Source organism: Moorena producens 3L (assembly GCF_000211815.1).
Taxonomy (GTDB): domain Bacteria; phylum Cyanobacteriota; class Cyanobacteriia; order Cyanobacteriales; family Coleofasciculaceae; genus Moorena; species Moorena producens.
In genome coordinates, this window is record NZ_GL890970.1 from 380,407 (window position 1) to 400,642 (window position 20,236).

16 protein-coding genes are annotated in these 20,236 nt (G+C 44.6%); 6 read left to right on the forward strand and 10 right to left on the reverse strand.

The window, feature by feature from the left end; translation table 11 throughout:
* The first annotated feature begins 959 nt into the window (after positions 1 to 959).
* The 4 genes from LYNGBM3L_RS30270 (at position 960) to LYNGBM3L_RS30285 (ending at position 7,422) form a co-directional block, all read left to right on the forward strand.
* On the forward strand, positions 960 to 2,138 hold the full coding sequence (locus LYNGBM3L_RS30270) for a mechanosensitive ion channel domain-containing protein (RefSeq protein ID WP_008190387.1): 1,179 nt from the start codon (positions 960 to 962) through the stop codon (positions 2,136 to 2,138).
* Between the two features lie 567 nt (positions 2,139 to 2,705).
* Positions 2,706 to 3,884 carry a mechanosensitive ion channel family protein gene (locus LYNGBM3L_RS30275; RefSeq protein ID WP_008190389.1) on the forward strand — a complete coding sequence of 393 codons (1,179 nt, stop codon included), beginning with the start codon at positions 2,706 to 2,708 and terminating at the stop codon, positions 3,882 to 3,884.
* Between the two features lie 454 nt (positions 3,885 to 4,338).
* Complete coding sequence (locus LYNGBM3L_RS30280) at positions 4,339 to 5,523, forward strand: mechanosensitive ion channel domain-containing protein (protein WP_008190391.1); 1,185 nt, start codon at positions 4,339 to 4,341, stop codon at positions 5,521 to 5,523.
* Positions 5,524 to 6,270: 747 nt separating this feature from the next.
* Positions 6,271 to 7,422, forward strand: a complete 1,152-nt coding sequence (locus LYNGBM3L_RS30285; protein ID WP_008190393.1) for a mechanosensitive ion channel family protein — start codon at positions 6,271 to 6,273, stop codon at positions 7,420 to 7,422.
* 240 nt (positions 7,423 to 7,662) lie between these two features.
* Here the strand turns inward: LYNGBM3L_RS30285 and LYNGBM3L_RS44645 are convergent, their stop codons facing one another.
* The 8 genes from LYNGBM3L_RS44645 to arsM all read right to left on the reverse strand — a co-directional run bounded on the left by LYNGBM3L_RS44645 (position 7,663) and on the right by arsM (position 14,387).
* Entirely contained in the window at positions 7,663 to 7,812 is a 150-nt protein-coding gene (locus LYNGBM3L_RS44645; protein ID WP_154659969.1) for a hypothetical protein, read from the reverse strand.
* Positions 7,809 to 8,654 (reverse strand): phosphate ABC transporter ATP-binding protein, encoded by an 846-nt coding sequence (locus LYNGBM3L_RS30290; protein WP_008190397.1) that lies wholly within the window; start codon positions 8,652 to 8,654, stop codon positions 7,809 to 7,811. The genes LYNGBM3L_RS44645 and LYNGBM3L_RS30290 overlap by 4 nt, the downstream gene beginning before the upstream one ends.
* 230 nt (positions 8,655 to 8,884) lie before the next feature.
* Positions 8,885 to 9,733: a phosphate ABC transporter permease PstA gene (gene pstA / locus LYNGBM3L_RS30295; RefSeq protein WP_438941763.1), complete on the reverse strand. Its 849-nt coding sequence runs from the start codon at positions 9,731 to 9,733 to the stop codon at positions 8,885 to 8,887.
* 100 nt (positions 9,734 to 9,833) lie between these two features.
* The gene (gene pstC, locus LYNGBM3L_RS30300; protein ID WP_008190400.1) at positions 9,834 to 10,691 is read right to left on the reverse strand and encodes a phosphate ABC transporter permease subunit PstC; all 858 of its coding nucleotides are present in this window, start codon (positions 10,689 to 10,691) and stop codon (positions 9,834 to 9,836) included.
* Between the two features lie 305 nt (positions 10,692 to 10,996).
* On the reverse strand, positions 10,997 to 11,851 hold the full coding sequence (locus LYNGBM3L_RS30305) for a phosphate ABC transporter substrate-binding protein (RefSeq protein WP_131826900.1): 855 nt from the start codon (positions 11,849 to 11,851) through the stop codon (positions 10,997 to 10,999).
* Positions 11,852 to 11,952: 101 nt separating this feature from the next.
* The gene (locus LYNGBM3L_RS30310; protein WP_008190403.1) at positions 11,953 to 12,258 is read right to left on the reverse strand and encodes an ArsR/SmtB family transcription factor; all 306 of its coding nucleotides are present in this window, start codon (positions 12,256 to 12,258) and stop codon (positions 11,953 to 11,955) included.
* Positions 12,259 to 12,338: 80 nt separating this feature from the next.
* Positions 12,339 to 13,334: an arsenosugar biosynthesis radical SAM (seleno)protein ArsS gene (gene arsS / locus LYNGBM3L_RS30315; protein ID WP_008190405.1), complete on the reverse strand. Its 996-nt coding sequence runs from the start codon at positions 13,332 to 13,334 to the stop codon at positions 12,339 to 12,341.
* 84 nt (positions 13,335 to 13,418) lie between these two features.
* The gene (gene arsM / locus LYNGBM3L_RS30320) at positions 13,419 to 14,387 is read right to left on the reverse strand and encodes an arsenosugar biosynthesis arsenite methyltransferase ArsM (protein ID WP_008190406.1); all 969 of its coding nucleotides are present in this window, start codon (positions 14,385 to 14,387) and stop codon (positions 13,419 to 13,421) included.
* 1,033 nt (positions 14,388 to 15,420) lie between these two features.
* On the opposite strand from arsM, the gene LYNGBM3L_RS30325 reads away from it, so the two are divergent.
* Positions 15,421 to 17,400, forward strand: coding sequence for an AMP-dependent synthetase/ligase (locus LYNGBM3L_RS30325; protein WP_008190408.1), 1,980 nt, complete (start codon positions 15,421 to 15,423; stop codon positions 17,398 to 17,400).
* A 758-nt stretch (positions 17,401 to 18,158) separates the two neighbouring features.
* Positions 18,159 to 18,608 (forward strand): YlqD family protein, encoded by a 450-nt coding sequence (locus tag LYNGBM3L_RS30330; protein WP_044495479.1) that lies wholly within the window; start codon positions 18,159 to 18,161, stop codon positions 18,606 to 18,608.
* A gap of 110 nt (positions 18,609 to 18,718) precedes the next feature.
* Here LYNGBM3L_RS30330 and LYNGBM3L_RS30335 read toward each other — a convergent pair whose 3' ends face one another.
* Both LYNGBM3L_RS30335 and LYNGBM3L_RS30340 read right to left on the reverse strand, forming a co-directional pair.
* Positions 18,719 to 19,198 carry a hypothetical protein gene (locus tag LYNGBM3L_RS30335; protein ID WP_008190412.1) on the reverse strand — a complete coding sequence of 160 codons (480 nt, stop codon included), beginning with the start codon at positions 19,196 to 19,198 and terminating at the stop codon, positions 18,719 to 18,721.
* A gap of 163 nt (positions 19,199 to 19,361) precedes the next feature.
* The gene (locus LYNGBM3L_RS30340; RefSeq protein ID WP_008190414.1) at positions 19,362 to 20,105 is read right to left on the reverse strand and encodes a PEP-CTERM sorting domain-containing protein; all 744 of its coding nucleotides are present in this window, start codon (positions 20,103 to 20,105) and stop codon (positions 19,362 to 19,364) included.
* Between the last annotated feature and the right edge of the window lie 131 nt (positions 20,106 to 20,236).

A 20,236-nucleotide genomic window follows, 5' to 3' on the forward strand; every position in this document is an offset into this window, starting at 1 on the left:
GCTTTCTGGTGATGTTACTTGCTGATCACAAGCTCATCCCCCTGATCCTCCTCATATCAAGTCCGGTTGAATACTGATCATAAAGGTGCGCTTTCCCCATCTAATTATTAAATTCTTATTAAATTCGCCACGGGTTGCACCTAAAAGTGTGGGATCGGGGAAATGACGAGATAGGCTAGCAATAGAACACATCAATAGGGTATTGTTTTCGCCATATCTACAAGAGAATTTAGATTAATTTTAGAAATAGGGTACCCATATTACAAGTAGAACATGCTACTATTAACTCCGTCTTTACGAGATGGCTATAGACTAGTCATTGTGGGAGGTCTAGCAAATGATCAAGTTTTAGTTTCAAGTTTAACTAGCCGTTTATAGGGAATTAATTGTTTACAAGTTGGGTTGACAAGTCTGGCCAAGCAGGAGTAACTGGGTTGTCTTGATGCTTGTCTTGATGCAAAGCGCGAGTGGGGGGAAGCCCTCAGGTTGGTGCATCGGCGCTATTCGAGGTCTCGGCATCAGCTCCTGGCACGACCCTGGAAACTATGGGCACAGAACTTTTGATTCTACAAGCCCATGACTCTAATCAACCCAAACTGGGCAGTTGATGGATTGCAGTTGATTTGCGATCGCCAAACCAATAGCTAGTAATCCTTCGCTATTTCCAGCTTCTTTTACTAGCTAATACTTTTCGGTAAAATCCAGATGTGATTGACCGAATATTTTTCCTACAAACAGATATTAAAAGTTTAAAACTGGCTCCTAGGGTGCTGCGGAAACCGGCAATTGCTCTCAATCCTGTTTGTGGATTACAATCCCAATTGCATACCCAGAACTATTGGGGAAATTCGCGACTTATAGTAAAATAATTTCACCAAGAGACTTGCCATCGACTTGCCATCGACTTGTCATTTAACTAGGCAAAGGTCGATCTATGCTGTTGCATTTTCGTCGAAACTATGGAAAACCTTAAGACTACATTCAACAATACAATCAACGTTATCAAAGAAAGAATCTTTGATACCGACTTCAAGCTCGCCAACATCCCTCTTTCCACGATAGTTCTTGTGGTGCTCATCCTCATGTTCACCCAGATATTGCGAGGCTTGTTCACTGCCATAATCATTAGCAGAATCGAGCGTCTGACTAGCGGTACAGAAAGCACCCTAGACGATGAGTTCCTTAGGATTATTAGGGCACCATTAGGCTGGCTAATTTGGCTGGCTGGACTATGGGTAGTACAGCTAGTTGTGGCAAGCCATCTTACTCCTGAACAGAATCAGAAAATCCCCGAAATTCTGTTTGTGAGCGCTCTGTTCATTGCCACCTATATTCTTTACCGTGCTGCTCCACTACTGGGGGAGCTTCTAGGGGGATTGGCGGCCAACACTGAAACTGAACTCGACGATTTGTTTGTGCCCTACTTCCCAAGGCTTTTTCAGATATCAGCAGTGCTGATTGCCGCTATTAAAGCCAGTGAGATTTTGTTGGGAGCATCTGCTGGTGCACTGATCGGTCTACTGGGTGGTGCAGGTGTCGCCTTAGGTTTGTTATTCAAAGACATTATCTATGACTGGTGTTGTACGGTGATTATCTACGCTGATGGTCTCTATAAACCGGGTGACTATGTAATAGTGGACGGAGTAAGTGGTTTTGTTCAGATAGTCAGTATTGGTCTGAGAAGTACAACACTTCTTATTACTGAGTGGGGTTCTATCAAAAAACTTCCCAATTCTAAAATGATTGCTGGAGTTGTGGAAAATTGGTCCCAGAAGACTGGCAAGACCTTTAAGTGGGGCATAAATTTAACTCTGAAAGTTGATGGAACTTCAGCTGATAAAACTACCAGAATTTGTGAGGCTATTAAAGAAAAAATACCGACTATCGATGGCTTGCACAAGCAGAAAATGAAAGTTTTGTTTTCCCACATTGAAGATAATGCTAGGGTAATTAAAATTATAGTATATGTGATTGATACCAACCTCTACACTGCTGCCCAGCAATCCTTGAATATAGCAATATTAGAAATCCTGGAGAAAGAGGAGATTGATCATCTGCATATTGAGCTGGAAAAGCAACTTGAAGACTACAAACAGATGAAGGGAAATTTAGTTAGTGAGGTGATATCTAAATCCTAGCAATCCTTTGAACAAGGGATGCAGCGCTCGTTCCCTTCGAAGCTGCATCGCTTTTAGGCGCGACAATCGCGCGAATTTAATTCTTAATGGTAAGAGCGCACCTTTCAAATTAGGCAAAAATTCGGCGTTGCTGATTCTCAGTATGGTTTCGCCCCCCTAGCCCCCAAGCGAGGGATTGCTCGCTTGGGGGGAAAAACTCTCAAAGTCCCCCAGAATTGGGGGACCAACGGGGGCTTTAATAAAACTAGATGATCGCGCATTCATTCCTTAATTCAGCAACGCCAAAAATTCTAATAAAATTCCTGCGCCCAGGCCGGACACTCCCCGCCCCCCTTCTTTTTTAGAAATATCAGATACACCCCAGATAGTAAACCTTTGAAACTGGCTCCTAGGGTGCTGCGCAGACGGGCAATTGCTCTAAATCATGTTTATTGCATACCTAGCACGCCTAGCACTATTGGGTAAATTCCCCACTTATAGTAAAATCATTCCACCAAGAGACTTGCCATCGACTTGCCATTTAGCTAGGCACAGGTCGATCTCTGCTGTTGTCTTTTCGTCGAAACTATGGAAAACCTTAAAAGTACATTCAACACGACAATCAACCTAATCAAAGCAAGGATCTTTGATACCGACTTCAAGCTCGCCAACATTCCTGTTTCCACGATAGTGATTGTGGTGCTCATCCTCCTCGTCACCCAGATATTGCGAGGCTTGTTCACTTCAATAATCATTGACAGACTCGAGCGTCTGACTAGCCGTACAAAAACCACCCTAGACTATGAGTTAATTAGGATTCTTAAGCAACCATTAGGCTGGCTAATTTGGATCGGTGGACTATGGGTAGTACATCTAGTTGTGGCCACCCATCTTACTCCTGAACAGAATCAGAAAATCCCCGAGATTCTGTTTGTGAGCGCTCTGTTCATTGCTACCTATATTCTTTACCGTGCTGCGCCACTACTGGGGGAGCTTCTAGCCGGATTGGCGGCCAACACTGAAACTGAACTTGACGATTTGTTTGTGCCCTACTTCCCAAGGCTTTTTCAGATATCAGCAGTGCTGATTGCCGCTATTAAAGCCAGTGAGATTTTGTTGGGAGCATCTGCTGGTGCACTGATCGGTCTACTGGGTGGTGCAGGTGTCGCCTTAGGTTTGTTATTCAAAGACATTATCTATGACTGGTGTTGTACGGTGATTATCTACGCTGATGGTCTCTATAAACCCGGTGACTGGGTAGTAGTGGACGGAGTCAATGGTTTTGTTCAGATAGTCAGTATTGGTCTGAGAAGTACAACACTTTGTATTATTGAGTGGGGTTCTGTCAAAAAAGTTCCCAATTCTAAAATGATTGCTGGAGTTGTGGAAAATTGGTCCCAGAAGACTGGTAAGACGTTTGAGTGGGGCATAAATTTAACTCTGAAAGTTGATGGAATTTCAGCTGAGCAAACTTCCCGAATTTGTCAGGCTATTAAAGAACTAATCCCGACTATCGATGGCTTGCACAAGCAAAAAATGAAAGTTTTGTTTTCCCACATTGAAGATAATGCTCGGGTAATTAAAATTATAGTATATGTGATTGATATCAACCTCTACACTGCTGCCCAGCAATCCTTGAATCTAGCCCTATTAGAAATTCTGGAGAAAGAAGAGATTGATCACCTGCATATTGAGCTGGAAAAGCAAATTGAAGACTACAAACAGATGAAGGGAAATTTAGTTAGTGAGGTGATATCTAAATCCTAGCAATCCTTTGCACAAGGGATGCAGCCCTGGCTCCCCTATTCCGAAGCTGCATAGCTTTTAGGTGCGACCCGAACGCGCCCCGCGTCGGCTTTGCCGAAAGACGCGACCCAAAGCCGGGTTACCCGGCCATTGGAAAGCGTGCTGCCACGGGAATTTAATAATTAGATGCGGAAAGCGCACCTTTGAAATTAGGCAAAAATTTTAATAAAATTCCTGGGCCCAGGCCGGAGACTCTCCGCGCCCGGGCCCCTTCTTTTTTACAAAGATGAGATGCACCCTGACTCCTAGGGTGCTGCGCAAACGGGCAATTGCTCTAAATCATATTTATTGCATACCTAGCACGATTCGGTAAATTCCCAACTTATAGTAAAATCATTTCGCCAATCGATTTGCCATCGACTTGCCATTTAGCTAGGCACAGGTCGATCTCTGTTATTGTATTTTGGTCGAAACTATGGAAAACCTTCAGGGTACATTCAACACTACAATCAACCTAATCACAGAAAGGATATTGAATTCCGACTTCCAGCTCGCCAACATTCCTGTTTCCACGATACTTATTGTGGTGCTTATCCTCCTCCTTACCCAGATATTGCGAGGCTTGTTCACTGCCATAATCATTCACAGACTCGAGCTGATAACTAGCCGTACAGAAACCACCCTAGACGATGAGTTCATTAGGATTCTTAGGGCACCATTAGGCTGGCTAATTTGGATCGCTGGACTATGGCTAGCCTATCTAGTTGTGGGAAGTCATCTTAGCCCTGAACAGAATCAGAAAATCCCCGAGATTCTGTTTGTGAGCGCTCTGTTCATTGCCACGTATATTATTTACCGTGCTGCTCCACTACTGGGAGAGCTTCTAGCCGGATTGGCGACAAAAACTGAAACTGAACTCGACGATTTGTTAGTCCCCTACTTTCCAAGGCTTTTTCAGATCGCAGCAATCTTGATTGCTGCCAGTAAAGCCAGTGAGATTTTGTTGGGGGCATCTGCTGGTGCACTGATCGGTCTACTCGGTGGCGCAGGTGTAGCCTTAGGTTTGTTATTAAAAGACATTATCTATGACTGGTTTTGTACAGTGGTTATCTATGCTGATGGTCTCTATAGACCCGGTGACTGGGTAGAATTGGACGGAATAAATGGTTTTGTTGAGATACTCAGTATTGGTCTGAGAAGCACAAAGGTTCGTATTATTACTGTGGGTGGTACCAAAAAAATTCCCAATTCTAAAATGATTGGTGGAGTTGTGGTCAATTATTGGTCACAAAATCCTGGCGATACGTTGGAGTTGGGAGCGATAAATTTAACTCTTAAAATAGATGGTATTTCGGCGGATAAAACTACCAGAATTTGTCAGGCTATTAAAGGAAAAATTCCGACTATCGATGGATTGCATAAGCAGAAAATGTTCGTTTTATTATCCAGCATTGAAGAGAATGCTCGGGTGATTATAGTTAGGGTATTTGTGATTGATAAAACCATCTATTTGGCAGCCATAAATGACTTGAACATAGCCATATTAGAAATCCTCCAGAAAGAGGAGATTGATCACCTGCATGTTTATCTGAGAAAGGAACTCCAAGACTACAAACAGCTAAAGGAAAATTTAGTTAGTGAGGTGGCATATAAATTCTAGCAATCCTTTGAACAAGTGATGCAGCGCTGGCTCCCCTGTTCCGAAGCTGCATCACTATTCGAGATCTAGGCATCAGCTCCTGGCAGGACCCTGGAAACTATAGGGACAAGACCTTTGATTCTATAGCAGAAGTCAGAAGTCAGAAGTCCTTTGTCAGAAGTCAAACTCTTGCGCTTCTTGATGCAATAGCGAGTGGGGGAAACCCCCAAGACCGCTTAGGTGCGCTTTCCGTTGGCGAATTAAATTCGCCACGGGTCGCACCTCTGCATCGCTTACAAAGGGTGTGAGACTTTTGTCATGTCCTAACTGCCCTGGCGACTGCTATACAAGCCCATGGCTGTAATCAACGGAACTGGGAAGTTGATTCGTGATTGCAAAACCAATAGCTAGTAATGGGTAAGCATTCAGCCCTCAGCTGTCAGCCGTTGGCCGTTGGCCAAAGCTAACAGCTGAATGCTTACAGTAATGCATCGCTATTTCTGCCGTCTTGTACTAGCTAATACTTTTCGGTAAATTGCCGAGTTGATTGACCGAATACGTCTCCTCCAAACAGATAGTAAACCTTTCAAACTGGCTCCTAGGGTGCTGCCCAAACGGGCAATCGCTCTAAATCATGTTGATTGCATACCTAGCACTATTCGGTAAATTCGCAACTTATAGTAAAATCATTCCACCAAGAGACTTGCCATCGACTTGCCATTTAACTAAGCACAGGTCGATCTCTGTTAGTGTATTTTGGTCGAAACGATGGAAAACCTTAAGAGTACAATCAACAGTACAATCAACCTAATCAAAGAAAGGATCTTTGAATCCGACTTCCAGCTCCCCAACATTCCTGTTGCCACGATAGTGATTGTGGTGCTCATCCTCCTCTTCACCCATATATTGCGAGGGTTGTTTACTTCAATAATCATTCACAGACTCGAGCGTCTGACTAGCGGTACAGAAACCACCCATGACGATGAGTTCATTAGGATTCTTAAGCAACCATTAGGCTGGCTAATTTGGATCGGTGGACTATGGCTAGTACATCTAGTTGTGGCAACCCATCTTAGTGATACACAGAATCAGAAAATCCCGGAGTTTCTGTTTGTGAGCGTTCTGTTCATTGCTACCTATATTCTTTACCGTGCTGCTCCACTACTGGGGGAGCTTCTAGCCGGATTGGCGGCAAACACTGAAACTGAACTCGACGATTTGTTCGTGCCGTACTTCCCAAAGCTTTTTCAGATCGCAGCAATCCTGATTGCTGCCATTAAAGCCAGTGAGATTGTGTTGGGGGCATCTGCCGGTGCACTGATCGGTCTACTCGGTGGCGCAGGTGTCGCCTTAGGTTTGTTATTCAAAGACATTGTCTATGACTGGTGTTGTACGGTGATTATCTACGCTGATGGTCTCTATAAACCCGGTGACGTGATAGTATTGGACGGAGTAAGTGGTAGGGTTAAGATACTCAATATTGGTCTGAGAAGTACAAGGCTTCTTATTACTGAGTGGGGTTATATCAAAAAACTTCCCAATTCTAAAATGATTTCTGGAATTTTTGCAAATTGGTCAGATAAGACTGGCGATACGGTTCAGTGGGGCATAAATTTAAATCTGAAAATTGATGGGATTTCGGCTGAGCAAACTAGGCGAATTTGTCAGGCTATTAAAGAAAACGTTTCCTCTATCGATGGCTTGAACAAGGAGAAAATTTTAGTTGTATTTTCTCGCCTTGAACAGAATGCTCGTGTGATTAAAATTAGGGTATTTGTGATTGAGCCCAAGCTCTACTATGATGTCCAGAGCAACTTGAATCTAGCCGTATTAGAAATCCTGGAAAACGAGGAGATTAATCAGCTCCATGTTTATCTGAGAAAGGAACTTAACTGGTTGCCTGACACCAGTATGAATTAGGAACAATCGTAAGCTATCAGCTATCAGCTATCAGCTATCAGCTATCAGCTATCAGCTATCAGCTATCAGCTATAGCTGAAGGCTATGAGGTACACATTATTTTTTCCCTCTTCCCTCTTCCCTCTTCCCTCTTCCGAAGTCCCTGCTCCCTGCTCCCTGCTCCCTNAAACCCACATATTTGTATCTCATGGGTATAAGAATTGCTATATCANCTATCATCTTACAACTATCAGCTATCAGCTATCTACTTTTGAATAAAAATAAGCTGACGGCTGACGGCTGACCACTGACCACTGACCACTGACGGCTGACCACTGACGGCACCTCAAGCAGCGTGGGCGTAGCGCATATGCTTACGGGAATTCGGAGCACGGAAGACCACAGCTTCATCCTCTAATTCCATTGACATAGGCAGCTGTCAAAGCTTGTTGAGGTGATTCAAAAATCTGCTCCACACAGCCGTATTCAATCAATCGCCCCACTGCTTCTTTAACCCAGAAGACGGCAGTATAGTCAGCAATTCGTCTAGCTTGAGCTAGGTTGTGGGTAACAATCACCAGGGTGTAGCGTCCCCTGAGCCTAGCTATCAAATCTTCGACTACACCGCTGGATATGGGATCGAGGGCACTACAGGGTTCATCTAACAGGAGTACTTCCGGTTGCAACACCAAGGCACGGGCAATGCACAGGCGCTGCTTTTGACCACCAGACAGAGCAAGAGCCGAGGTGTGGAGTCGGTCTTTGACTTCATCCCACAAACCCACATCCCGGAGTGCAGTTTCGATGAGCTGAGCAATGTTAGCCCGGTTTTTAACACCATGTTCCCGCAACGGAAAGGCCAGATTCTTCCAGATTGAGAAGGGGAAGGGACTTGGCTTTTGGAAAATCATTCCAACACGACGGCGAAGTGCAATTAGCTCCATAGCACCACCCTTTGCGATCGCATCCATCCGAGGACTCAGCACATCCAGGGAACCAAAGCGAATTCTACCTGTAACTTTAGCATTAGGAATCAAATCTGTCAAGCGGTTGAGGCAACTTAAAAAACTAGTCTTGCCACAACCAGACGGTCCCACTAGTGCGGTAATCGAACCTGTATAAATTGGCAACGATACATCAGCAAAGGCCGGTTTTGTTCCATAATGTAAACATAGCCGCTCGGTCTGAATCAATGGGTCGTTTATAGACTGGCTTACCGGTAATTTTTCAATTGTGTTTAAAGGGTTAACCATTGTTTTTGGGAATTGTTAATGTTCTAGCAATTCTAAGACTTGTGAGGTACAAATATCTGGGTTTTAGGGAGCAGGGACTGAGGCCTTAGGCCACGCTACGCGAACGGAGCAGGTAAGAGGGAAGTCGGAAGTGGGAAGAGGGCAAAAATAATGTGTACCTCATAGCTACGAGAAACGCTATAATTGTTAATTAGTAATTAGGTAAGCCGTCAGCAATCAGCTTATTTTATTCAAAAAGCTGATTGCTGATTGCTGATTGCTGATTGCTTACAAACAGACTCCACCCTCCGATGCAACCAATACTCAGCCATCCATGCTGCTGTACCATTAATCAGCAACAACAACACTAGCAACACTAAAGCTGAGGCGTAAGCATTAGCATTTCCCCCTGTTACATTCATCGACAAATCAAAAATATGAATCGAGAGCGATCGCCCAGAATCGAGCAAAGACTCTGGCATCCGATCCACATAACCACTAGTAAATATCAGTGCTGCTGTTTCAGCGATCGCTCGCCCTATCCCTAACACTAATCCCACCACTAGTCCCGGTGCTGCGGCTGGTAACAGCAAATTCCAGAGAGTGGTAGTGCGGGATAAACCAAGGGCAGTGGCAGAAAGCCGATAATCATCACTAACGGCGCGAAACCCTTCCTCTGTTGATCGAATTAGGATTGGCAACACCATACAGGCTAATGTCAACCCCCCAGATAAAATCGAAAAGCCTAGCCCTAGGGTTTTGCAGAAAAAGGCATTGCCAAATAGTCCAAACACAATCGACGGTACCCCTGCTAGCACATCTAAGCTACGACGAACCAGACGCCCGAAAATACTCTTAGTATCTGTGAACTCAGCTAGCAGTATTGCTGTGCCTACTCCAATCGGAATAGAAACGGTCATACATACACCCAAAATTAGGACAGTGGAAACCAGAATTGGACCAATCCCTCCTTCCCGTCCAGCATTCTTTGGTGCAGTAGTCAGGAATTCCCAGTTAATTTGTCCGACACCGTGCCAGACGATATCACTCAAAATCCAGAGGAATACAGCAGTTACGAACAGTGCGATCGCCCAAATCATCACTGTTGAAACTTGGAAGTTGTCGGTTGTCGGTTGTCGGTTGTCGGTTGCAGGTTGCAGGTTGTCGGTTGTGGCTTGTGGCTTGGTTTTGGTAGGATTCTTACTCATAGATTCCTTCCTTGCTGATCATTTCTGCAATTGCTACCAGTACCAAAATTATTGCCATCAGCAGCAAGCCACTGACAAAAAGTGCTGAGCGGTGATTGCCCATAGCGTAAGCCATTTCCAAGGCGATATTGGCAGTAAGAGTTCGCATCGGCTCAAATAAGCTTTTGGGAATTTGCACCACATTGCCACACACCATCAGCACCGCCATAGTTTCTCCAATCGCCCGTCCTGTTCCTAAAATCAAGCCAGTAAACAGCCCCGACTTAGCAGCCGGAAACACAACACCTCTGACTGTTGCCCAGCGGGATAGTCCCAGAGCCGCTGCTCCCTTTAGGTATTCTGGAGCGACTTTGGCAAAGCTAGCGTCTGCGGTCAGAGCAATAGTTGGCAAAATCATCAGGGTCAGAATCGCAATTCCAGCTAGAAGACTGGCTCCTGGTGGTTGGAAGCGTCCAATTAGGGGAACTAGCTCCACCAAACCCCAGAATCCGTAAACAACTGAGGGCATCCCTGCCAACAATTCAATTAGCCGTCGATAAAGTCCAGCAATGGATGAAGGCGCGTAATACTGACAAAAGACTGCAGATAGAATGCCCAGGGGTGTGGCTACTACCATCGCCCCAGCCGTGACGAATAGGGTACCCCAAAGCATGGGGGTGAAGTTGTAAAGACTCTCCGCAGGATGCCAGGATGGATCGGTAAAAAAGGGGAGTAATCCCACTTGTCCCAATACTGGCAGGGCTTCCGTGATTAGGAACACAAGAATCAGCACCACGATAGCACCAGCCACCACAGCACAGCCTTGTAGGATCGAGATCAGGAGAGTATCACTCCGAAAAAAATTGAGCATTTAGAATTGGGAATTTAGAATTTAGAATTTAGAATTGGGAATTTAGAATTTAGAATTTAGAATTTAGAATTTAGAATTGGGAATTTAGAATTGGGAATTTAGAATTGGGAATTTAGAATTTAGAATTTAGAATTTAGAATTTAGAATTGGGAATTTAGAATTGGGAATTTAGAATTGGGAATTTAGAATTGGGAATTTAGAATTGGGAATTGGTAAGGAGCAAAGGTATAATTCTTCATTCTTCATTCTTCATTCTTCATTCTTCATTCTTCATTCTTCATTCTTCATTCTTCATTCTTCATTCTTCATTCTTCGAGGGGGACAAAGTTTTGCTCTTTAACAATGTCTTGTACCTTTTGCGATCGCGAAAACTCAATAAATGCTTTATCTAACCCAACCGGAATAGTTTTGCTCACTAACGTCAGGGAACGAGATAGCGGGAATGTGCCGTTTTGAACATTTTCTGTGGTTGCCGCTATTCCAGCAACGGGCAGTAATTTAATCGGAACATCCTGTTTGCTGCTATATTCTGCTGTGCCAATGGAGACATAACCAATCCCATTAGGATTACCCGCTACTGTTTTAATCCCCTGCTCATTATCCCCAATCACCACATCTGCCTTAATCTCACTATTTTTAAGCTGGAAGTACTTGAGAAATAACTCCAAGGTAGAGCGACCCTCAGCTTTGTTAACTACTGTAATTGGTGCCCTTTTGCCTCCCACATCTTGCCAGTTATCTATTTTGCCCTGATAGATATCCACAATCTGTTCATTACTTAGGGATTGCACCGGATTAGTTTTATGGACGATAATGCCAATCCCATCACGAGCGATCGCAAACCCTTGCAGATCTTTCTCGCTCTGCTTGAGGTCACGAGACACCATCCCAATATCAGCGACTCCTTGGCGAGTATCTGCAATACCCCGAGACGACCCTCCTGTCTGCACATCCACCCGTACACCAGGATTTTCTGATTCAAAACGCTTGCCAATTTCCGACGCCAGGGGGGCTACTGTACTAGAACCGGTTAAAACTAACTTACCCTGCAACTGATCCCTTGATTGGGTTGCTACTTCTGGGGATTGGGCACAGGATTGTAGCCAAAAGCAAGCTACTAAACCCATAGACATTGATGCGAGAGTTGTTAAATTTTTCATCAATCATCAGTCAGTCATCTTATCTAGAAACTAGTGAGAGTGCTCAGCTAAGCATTCAGCTGAATGCTTAGCTCAAAACTCAGCACTTACTCAGCACTTTGTTAATCAAAACAGAGGCAACAACATCCCAAATCAATTGCTCTATTACCATTGGCTTGCCGAATGGTTAGCGAACACTGATAAAGCACCGCCTTACCATCTCGCGTCGCCCTAACAAATCCCTCATCCCGCAAAACTCTGAGATGATGGGATAGCAGACTTTGCTCTATTCCCAAAACAGCCTTGAGCTCTCCAACATGTTTTGGTCCTTCCATCAGGATTTCCAGAACAGTGAGACGAGTGTTGTCCGCTAAAACTTTCAGCTTACGGACACAGAAGGCTTGAGATGATGGACTTTTTGAGTTCATGATTCAGCACTGGTCAGCAGTTGAATTATTATTGATATGAAAATCCATTCATATTATAATCAAAAAAAACTCTGATTGGATCAAATCAAAGCACCACCACAACTGGAACCAGACCCTGCTGTACAGCCATAACAATAGGAAGCAGTGCGAATTTCCTCAATGATGTCTAAACTTCCTGCTTCGATAAGTTTACTAACTGTCAACCTTTCTCCAGTGCCAGAGGTTGCTGCTACATTTTCCATCTGATTAAAATCGCAATCGTAGACATTACCCAAATAGTCAATAGACAGTTCATTGCGACACATCAAATGCTCCACCGTAGTGGCATTGAAACTGTTTTCTAGAAACACCATATAGGGAGCATATAGCTTGGTGCGTTTTAAATGAAACTTTGTTCTACCAACAGGAATATTGGTAATTGTAAATAGCTGGTTGAAGTCAAGATCAAACTGTTCTTTTAGGAACACTTGATAATCCTTCTCCAACTTAACCTGATTAGGAGTGAGAGAAAACTTTTCACTCAGTGGCAACGAAGGATTGTAGACCAAATCAAGAATTAATTTGGGGTTTCTCCCATAGCCCAACCGATTCAGCCATTGAATCGCCCGAATCGAACCATCGTAAACCCCCTGGCCGCGCATTTTATCTACATTATCTTCCAGATAACAAGGCAAAGAAGCCACTACTCGTAATTGGTGCTTAGCGAAATAGTCAGGTATATCCTCATATCCCGGTTCAAAATAAATGGTCAAATTTGACCGAACAATCACCTCCTTTCCGGTTTGGTATGCTGCTTCAACTAAGGGCTTAAAGCCATAGTTCATCTCTGGTGCGCCACCAGTCAAGTCAACGGTCTTAATTTGAGGAAACTGATAAATCAGCTTAATAAGCTGGTCACAAATTTCTGGAGAAAGTTCTTCAGTTCGCTTAGGACCAGCTTCCACATGGCAGTGACTACAAGCTAGATTACAACGCTTCCCCAGATTAATTTGTAAAACCGTGATTGGCTGTTTACTTAAGGGAGCTTGCAGTTTTTTGCGGAACGGTGTAACAGCTAAAACGTCTGTTTTAATCATATTTTTATCGCCTTGGGATTGTGAGACTTATTAAGTCTAAAGTCTGTTCGCGTAGCGTCGGCGAACAGACTTTATCCTTGATCTCTAACAACAACCACCACCAATATAGTGCCAAGTTGAATCGGTGATTAAGATTTCTTCTGGATTGACCTTTCCTAATTTCGCGGCTGTTTTATCACAAACAGCGGCTGGCACACCACGGGAGAGGATGTGTCCCGCATTGTCATCAAAAAACTCTTCCGCGCCCATGTAAATTGCTGTTTTGCCAGTAAAAATACATGGTCCATCCTCTGGGATCACAACTTTGAAAGAAACAGAATCCAGACTTTCCAGCAGCAGGGGTTCTTCGAGGTTGTAGTTTTGGCAATCCAGAAGCCGATAGGGACGCTTTGCTCGAATTTCTACTTGACCAAAACCTGACCTGACCAAGTGCTGGACATAGGATTGATAAGTGAGGGCACCAGACAGACACATAGCTCGTAGCCGCTCATCTTCCTGTAGATGGGGTGGAATCGGACGAGTTGCAATGGGGTCACTCATTAACAGTCGTCCACCTGGTTTTAAGACTCGATAGGCTTCTTTGAGTGCCTTCATCAGGTCAGCCGGTTCAAAGATGTTGAATAGGCAATTCTGAGCAACCACATCTACAGAATCATCTGGCATAGGTAGGGCAAAGGCATCCCCTTCCCGAATTTCCACAAAACTCTGGTCAAACCAGGAATTGTCTTGAGCAGCAATCTTCAGGTTACGGGTAGCCGCCTCCCGCATGGCCTGAACTGGCTCAACAGCAATCACACCCCCTGGACGTTGGGAAAAATAAGCAAACTGTAACGCCTCTAAACCACCACCAACACCGACATAGAGGACCGTTGGCTGATTGCTGAGTTCCGTGGGATGTACCGTCGTACCGCAGCCATAATTCATATCCGCCATCATTGGAGGAATTTTCAGTCCTGGCAGTTGTAAGGGGCTACTTTGGACACAACACAAACCAACTTGGGGTGTTTGGGCGACTTCAGAATAAAATTCAGCAGTTGTTTCGAGATAGGTCATCAGAATCCTTTACTTGGCAAAGATGGTAATGCTATTGATAGTAGGGTGGAAATTGAAAACTAATTCTGAACCAGTATAGTTCCTCAGTTGAGCGTTAATGCTACAAAATTCATGTATCCTCTGATACCAAATCCCGGTTCAAAACCCCGTTGATTATTTTGATCATCTAGTCAGCGAAGTGCGGACTTTGTCATCTTCAAGAAGGCTTCGCCTATGTCTAGCCGCGATTTATAGCAGAAGTCAGAAGTCCTTTGTCAGAAGTCAAACTCTTGCGCTTACTTAGGTTTGAGACTTTTGTCATGTCCTAACTGCCCTGTCTTGATGCAAAGCGCGAGTGGGGGAAACCCCCAAGACCGCGCTGCATCGCTGGCGACTGCTATATTATTCGTTTAGGCTATAGGGAAGCTACAATAGGGAATTTGGAATTAACGCGCTGTTGCAGGCTTTTGCTCCAATTTGTCTTCAGGTAAGCAACGGTACAATCCCTTGCCTCACCCTTAGATGCTATTAAACTCATGCCAGATGAATTTTTCGAGTAGTACACCATGAATTTTTACTGAGATTACCACGCGATCGCTCATGCTTAGGGTATAGGATGCTGGGGTAATCAGGTGATCAGGTCATGGGGTGACTCGGGTGACTTAAGCATTCAGCCGTCAGCTATCAGCTATCAGCTAGCAGTTATAGCGCTACGCGCAAGCTTAAAGGAACTTGCGTCAGAAGTCAAAAGTAAGCTATGACTAAGTTTCGGAGTTTAGGAATGTCAAACGTCTGAATGCGTAGTGCTATATCAGCTAATGCGCTACAGATGGTGCTACTGATCGGTGCTTTTGAATAAAACAGGTAAGCATTCGAATAATGCTGAGTTACGGAAAGCACCGATCAGTAGCGTGAGCCAAAGGCTGACGGCTGACGGCTGAATGCTTACACAGAAACTAAGACAGAAACAATTGTGTCCACTCAACACCCCCAATCACCTCTGAGCATAAGAGTATGGTAGAAAGAGCTACCATTACAATCAGGGAGTTGATGAATGTCGAAAAACCAGTATGCAGAACGCCTCAGACAACAAGAGAGAGTTTACCTCAAGCGTGTTGCTGATTACTCTTCACTAAAGTCGATACCAGAAATATGGCCCCTTGCTGCCCAACGGTTTGGGTCAATCATTGCTCTGCAAGACCCTCACGCTGTGGGAGCTCATGGTGCTCCAGCCTCGACCCTAACCTATACCCAGTTGCACGAGCAAATCGAGCAATTTGCGGCTGGATTACAATCCCTAGGTTTCCAGCCAAAACTCGATGAGAAGGGTATTCCTACCCGAATTGCTTTATTTGCTGATAACTCTCCTCGATGGCTAGTTGCCGATCAGGGGATCATGACTGCAGGAGCAGTAAATGTGGTGCGCTCAGGTCAAGCAGAACGGCAGGAATTGCTTTATATTCTCCAAGATAGCGGTAGCACGGCTCTGGTAGTAGAACACCTCAAAACTTTGGAAAAATTAGGCGATCGCTTGGATGGGCTACCGATTGAATTAGTGATTCTCCTTTCTGAAGAACAACCACTATCGACCGGATCATCCCGACAGATTGTTAACTATACTCAACTCATGGAAGCCGGGGCATCTCGGTCTGTTACCAAAGCTAACCACAACCGGGAAACCTTGGCAACTCTGCTGTATACGTCTGGTACCACAGGCAAACCCAAAGGGGTGATGCTGAGCCATGGTAATCTCCTGCATCAGGTCAACACCCTTGGTACAGTAATAGAAATCCAAAAAAGCGATCGCGTTCTTTCTATCCTGCCTACCTGGCACGCCTACGAACGCTCAGCGGAGTATTTTCTATTATCTCAGGGTTCCACCCAGATTTACACCAACCTGCGCCATGTCAAAAAAGACCTTAAAACCTTCAAACCTAACTTTATGGTCGGAGTACCCCGACTGTGGGAATCGATTTATGAGGGGGTGCAAAAGCAGTTTCGTGAGCAACCGGAAGGTAAGCAGAAATTAGTCCAAAACCTGCTAGGGTTCAGTCAACGCTACATTGAGGCACGGCGGCTTGCTCAGGGGTTGACCTTAGATAATTTAAATCCTTCACCCATCCAAAAACTATTGGCCACAGTGCAAGCTTCCTATTTATGGCCGGTTCATCAATTGGCTAATAAACTAGTTTATCAAAAAGTCCGGGAAGCCACTGGGGGAGAAATCAAGCAAGTCATTAGTGGTGGGGGTTCCTTAGCGAGGCACCTGGATAACTTCTTTGAGATTATTGGTGTCGAAGTCCTAGTCGGCTATGGCTTAACCGAAACATCTCCCGTTACTAATGCCCGGCGTTCCTATCGTAACCTGCGTTTTAGTGCTGGACCACCTTTACCGGAAACTCAAATCCGGATTGTTGACCCTGAGACTCATCAGCCTTTACCCCAAGGTCAAACCGGCTTGGTGATGGTAAAAGGACCACAGGTGATGCAGGAATATTATCACAAACCAGAAGCTACCGCTAAGGCAATTGATCGAGACCGGTGGTTTGATACAGGGGATTTAGGTTGGGTGACCCCCCAGAATGATTTAGTCCTCACTGGCAGAGCAAAAGATACTATAGTTCTGACCAATGGAGAAAATATCGAGCCACAACCAATAGAAGATGCTTGTTTGCGCAGTGCTTACATTGACCAGATTATGCTAGTGGGTCAAGACCAAAAGGCATTGGGTGCCTTAATAGTACCAAATCTAGATGCCTTGCAAGGGTGGGCAGCGGCTCAAAATCTTACCCTTGATGTATTCGCTCAAGATGTTGATTTAAATACTAAAGAGGTTCAGACGTTATACCGGACTGAATTAAACCGAGAAGTCCAAAATCGACCAGGTTATCGCCAAGATGACCGCATCAGCACCTTTAGGCTGATTCTAGAGCCGTTTTCCCAGGAAAATGGCATGATGACTCAAACCTTTAAAATCCGACGACCTGTAGTCACAGAACGCTATCGCGCTATCATTGACGGGATGTTTGCGTGAAGTACCCCAACCGGCTTGACCAAAGGTCATGGGATTGCTCGCATTCTCAGGTCAATTCAGGGACGGTCTTATTCGTCTTATCGGCAAAGCCGACGCGGGGCGCGTTCGGGTTTCCCGCGCGCGTCCCCGACGCCTAAACCAGAGGCGCTTTCCTAGGCCGGGGAACCCGGCCTAGGAAAGCGCGCCTGCTGGAATTGGTCGTTGACGAGGCGTCCACAGGCAGACATCCGCCTTCTATCGACGTATAACTTTTACGACAGACTTACCATGGAATTACAGCTCTATGGCTAACCAGCCGGGGCAAGTCTCTTCCGGGAGACTAAACCTTAGAATAAGGCAGCCTTAATCATAAAGTTTTAACCCTTTTACCCATAGCCGACAAACCATAAAGGCTGCCTTATTCTTGCGGTAACTTCTGACCCTGAGCTCTGAAGCGTACTTTGTACACCTTTGATAAGGTAGCCTTTTAGTCAGTCAGGCGGGTCAACGACCAAGTTGATTATATCACGAATCGTCGTAAGTTGAGGCGCGACCCCGTAATTTAATTCTTCAAGCGGAAAGCGCGCCTCCGTAGTCTCGCTATCCATCCCCACCTTCAAAGAAGGTGGGGAATTCCGCGAGTTTCTGTTAAAACGTTAGAAGGTTTAGAGGTGCGGGCCTCAAACCTTGAGACTGAACCTCAATCTTCTTTTGAAGAATTATTGAGCAATATCACCAGTCAAACTCTCAATCCCTCAAAGTTACATAGTGGAACGCATATGGACGACTCTAATAAGAACTTACTCTTGAAACGGCCAATTAATATCAAAGCCATCGTTACCCCTCGATGGAAGGAAGAGGTTCAGCAACAACTACAAAATCAAATCAACCAACTCGACGGCCAACTGCAACAGATTGATCTGCAGGGACAAAAAGCGATCGCTGAGATTAAAAACCAGAGCGTGAATCCTCCTGGTCCTCAGGTATCGCAACAAATTGAAAGCATTCAAACCCAGGTCAATCAAAAGAAAAGTGAACTGCTAGAGCAGAAAAACCAGCAACTTCAGCAACTACAACAAGTCCAAACCCTCGAACTCGACCAGGAAGTTAGTCAAGGTCAGCTAGAAAGCTTCTTCAGGGTGGAAGAAGGAGATAACCTAGTCAAAAAGATGAACGTGGAAATTCTGCTGCGGGATGGGGTTATCGAAGAGATTCGCGGTGATATTTAACGGAAACACAGGACATGAATAAACAGGGATACACGGATATCTGATTATCCGTGTATCCCTGTTTAAAAATCTCTGTATTGTCTTTCACGCCTTTGCCATTGACCCAGCCATTACTGGCAAAATTCCGTTGACCAATCCTGATGACCCCGTCCCTCTCGACAGGTAAACTGTTGACCAACCCACATGATCTGCCACTTTTTGCCAGTTTGGGCTGATTCCTTGGGTGATAACTCAATACGATACCGGATGCCACGTACAGAGTCATCCGGTAAACCCGTTTGAGTGATGGTGACTACCGCTTGATCAGGTTGAGGATAATCTACCTTGACCTGTTGATCAAAGTTTCCTTCAATCAACGATTGGTTTTGACCAAAGGTAGATAATGCGATCGCTTTTGGATCGGCACCAATCAGTTGATCCGGTTTTGCCTTATTGGCTAGGTCAATGGCTTTATAGTCTTCTCGCTTAGTCTGGACATTAGCAGGAGACTGAATTGGTTTGGGTTCAGGGGGTTTGCTAATCAGATTGCAAGCACTCAGGATTAGGATAATACCTGTAAGCGCGGTCAGGGAAAGTTTTTTGTTAAGCATCTCATATCAAGTTGCATTCGATAGAAATCAAGCTAACTTGTCGGCTGTTGACAGTCAACTCTCAACGATCAACATTTAACAGTCAACAGTCAACACTTAACACTTAACACTTAACAAAACACATTATCCCCGGGGGCCCAAGTCCATCTAATTACTGATGGCATTATTTATAGCGCTTGAACACTGACCCAGCACCGATAGCACCCAACATCAACAGACCCAATGTCGAAGTTGGTTCGGGAACTTTCTTAGAAGGCTTAGGGGGATCTGGGAAATCGGTAAACTTGATGCCAGAAACCGCACCACTTCCTGGTAGTTTAATATCCAGCTTGGTCACTGAATACTCAGGAAGATAGCTGAAATCGTAAGTGGATAGGGAGTTGTCTGTGCCAAATTTTAGTGATTGTTTCTCTGTTGTGCCATCCTCCAGAAACGCTTTAACATATCCGTTTTTATTCTTCGGATTCTCATCAATGTCTAGAAGCGTGACGTAATCAACAGAAACGGCTTGATCAAAAACAAAGGAAATGATACCACCGCCAGCCCAGTCATCGGGTGTTTTACTTTTGTCCTCGTTGATAATTAGAACGTTACCCTGTGGCTTCGTACCAAATGAAGGTCCCGTGGCTAAGTCATCGTCTCCACCGGTGCATGTAATCCCAAAATCAGGTCCGCAATTGCTGTTGAATAACCTTAAGGGATGATTAGACCCTTTGTTACTGGTTATATGCACACCGAATTTTGCCCATTGCTCACCAATATTTTTCTTAGTCCCCGCCTTGAGAATGTTACCAGCATCATCCTTTTCAAAATCCAGTAAGTATTCATCAGCTAGAGCGGGATTACCACCTACTGTTCCCAAAGTAACTAAGGCAGCTGTGAGCGTAACTGTTGATAACTTTTTCATGGTTTTTCAACCCCTCAATACTGACTTAATTTTAGCGCTAAAATCTTTTTTTATATCTTTTTTTGAGGATTTTTATTAACCTTTACTATCTACTATTCAGGTAATATAGCAGAATTCAGAATTCAGAATTC

Excerpts from the sequence above, each read along its gene's own strand:
- LYNGBM3L_RS30270 (WP_008190387.1), top strand. The coding sequence starts at position 960 with ATGGAAAACCTTAAGACTACATTCAACAATACAATCAACGTTATCAAA.
- LYNGBM3L_RS30275 (WP_008190389.1), top strand. The coding sequence starts at position 2,706 with ATGGAAAACCTTAAAAGTACATTCAACACGACAATCAACCTAATCAAA.
- LYNGBM3L_RS30280 (WP_008190391.1), top strand. The coding sequence starts at position 4,339 with ATGGAAAACCTTCAGGGTACATTCAACACTACAATCAACCTAATCACA.
- LYNGBM3L_RS30285 (WP_008190393.1), top strand. The coding sequence starts at position 6,271 with ATGGAAAACCTTAAGAGTACAATCAACAGTACAATCAACCTAATCAAA.
- LYNGBM3L_RS44645 (WP_154659969.1), bottom strand. The coding sequence starts at position 7,812 with ATGAAGCTGTGGTCTTCCGTGCTCCGAATTCCCGTAAGCATATGCGCT.
- LYNGBM3L_RS30290 (WP_008190397.1), bottom strand. The coding sequence starts at position 8,654 with ATGGTTAACCCTTTAAACACAATTGAAAAATTACCGGTAAGCCAGTCT.
- pstA (WP_438941763.1), bottom strand. The coding sequence starts at position 9,733 with ATGATTTGGGCGATCGCACTGTTCGTAACTGCTGTATTCCTCTGGATT.
- pstC (WP_008190400.1), bottom strand. The coding sequence starts at position 10,691 with ATGCTCAATTTTTTTCGGAGTGATACTCTCCTGATCTCGATCCTACAA.
- LYNGBM3L_RS30305 (WP_131826900.1), bottom strand. The coding sequence starts at position 11,851 with ATGAAAAATTTAACAACTCTCGCATCAATGTCTATGGGTTTAGTAGCT.
- LYNGBM3L_RS30310 (WP_008190403.1), bottom strand. The coding sequence starts at position 12,258 with ATGAACTCAAAAAGTCCATCATCTCAAGCCTTCTGTGTCCGTAAGCTG.
- arsS (WP_008190405.1), bottom strand. The coding sequence starts at position 13,334 with ATGATTAAAACAGACGTTTTAGCTGTTACACCGTTCCGCAAAAAACTG.
- arsM (WP_008190406.1), bottom strand. The coding sequence starts at position 14,387 with ATGACCTATCTCGAAACAACTGCTGAATTTTATTCTGAAGTCGCCCAA.
- LYNGBM3L_RS30325 (WP_008190408.1), top strand. The coding sequence starts at position 15,421 with ATGTCGAAAAACCAGTATGCAGAACGCCTCAGACAACAAGAGAGAGTT.
- LYNGBM3L_RS30330 (WP_044495479.1), top strand. The coding sequence starts at position 18,159 with ATGGACGACTCTAATAAGAACTTACTCTTGAAACGGCCAATTAATATC.
- LYNGBM3L_RS30335 (WP_008190412.1), bottom strand. The coding sequence starts at position 19,198 with ATGCTTAACAAAAAACTTTCCCTGACCGCGCTTACAGGTATTATCCTA.
- LYNGBM3L_RS30340 (WP_008190414.1), bottom strand. The coding sequence starts at position 20,105 with ATGAAAAAGTTATCAACAGTTACGCTCACAGCTGCCTTAGTTACTTTG.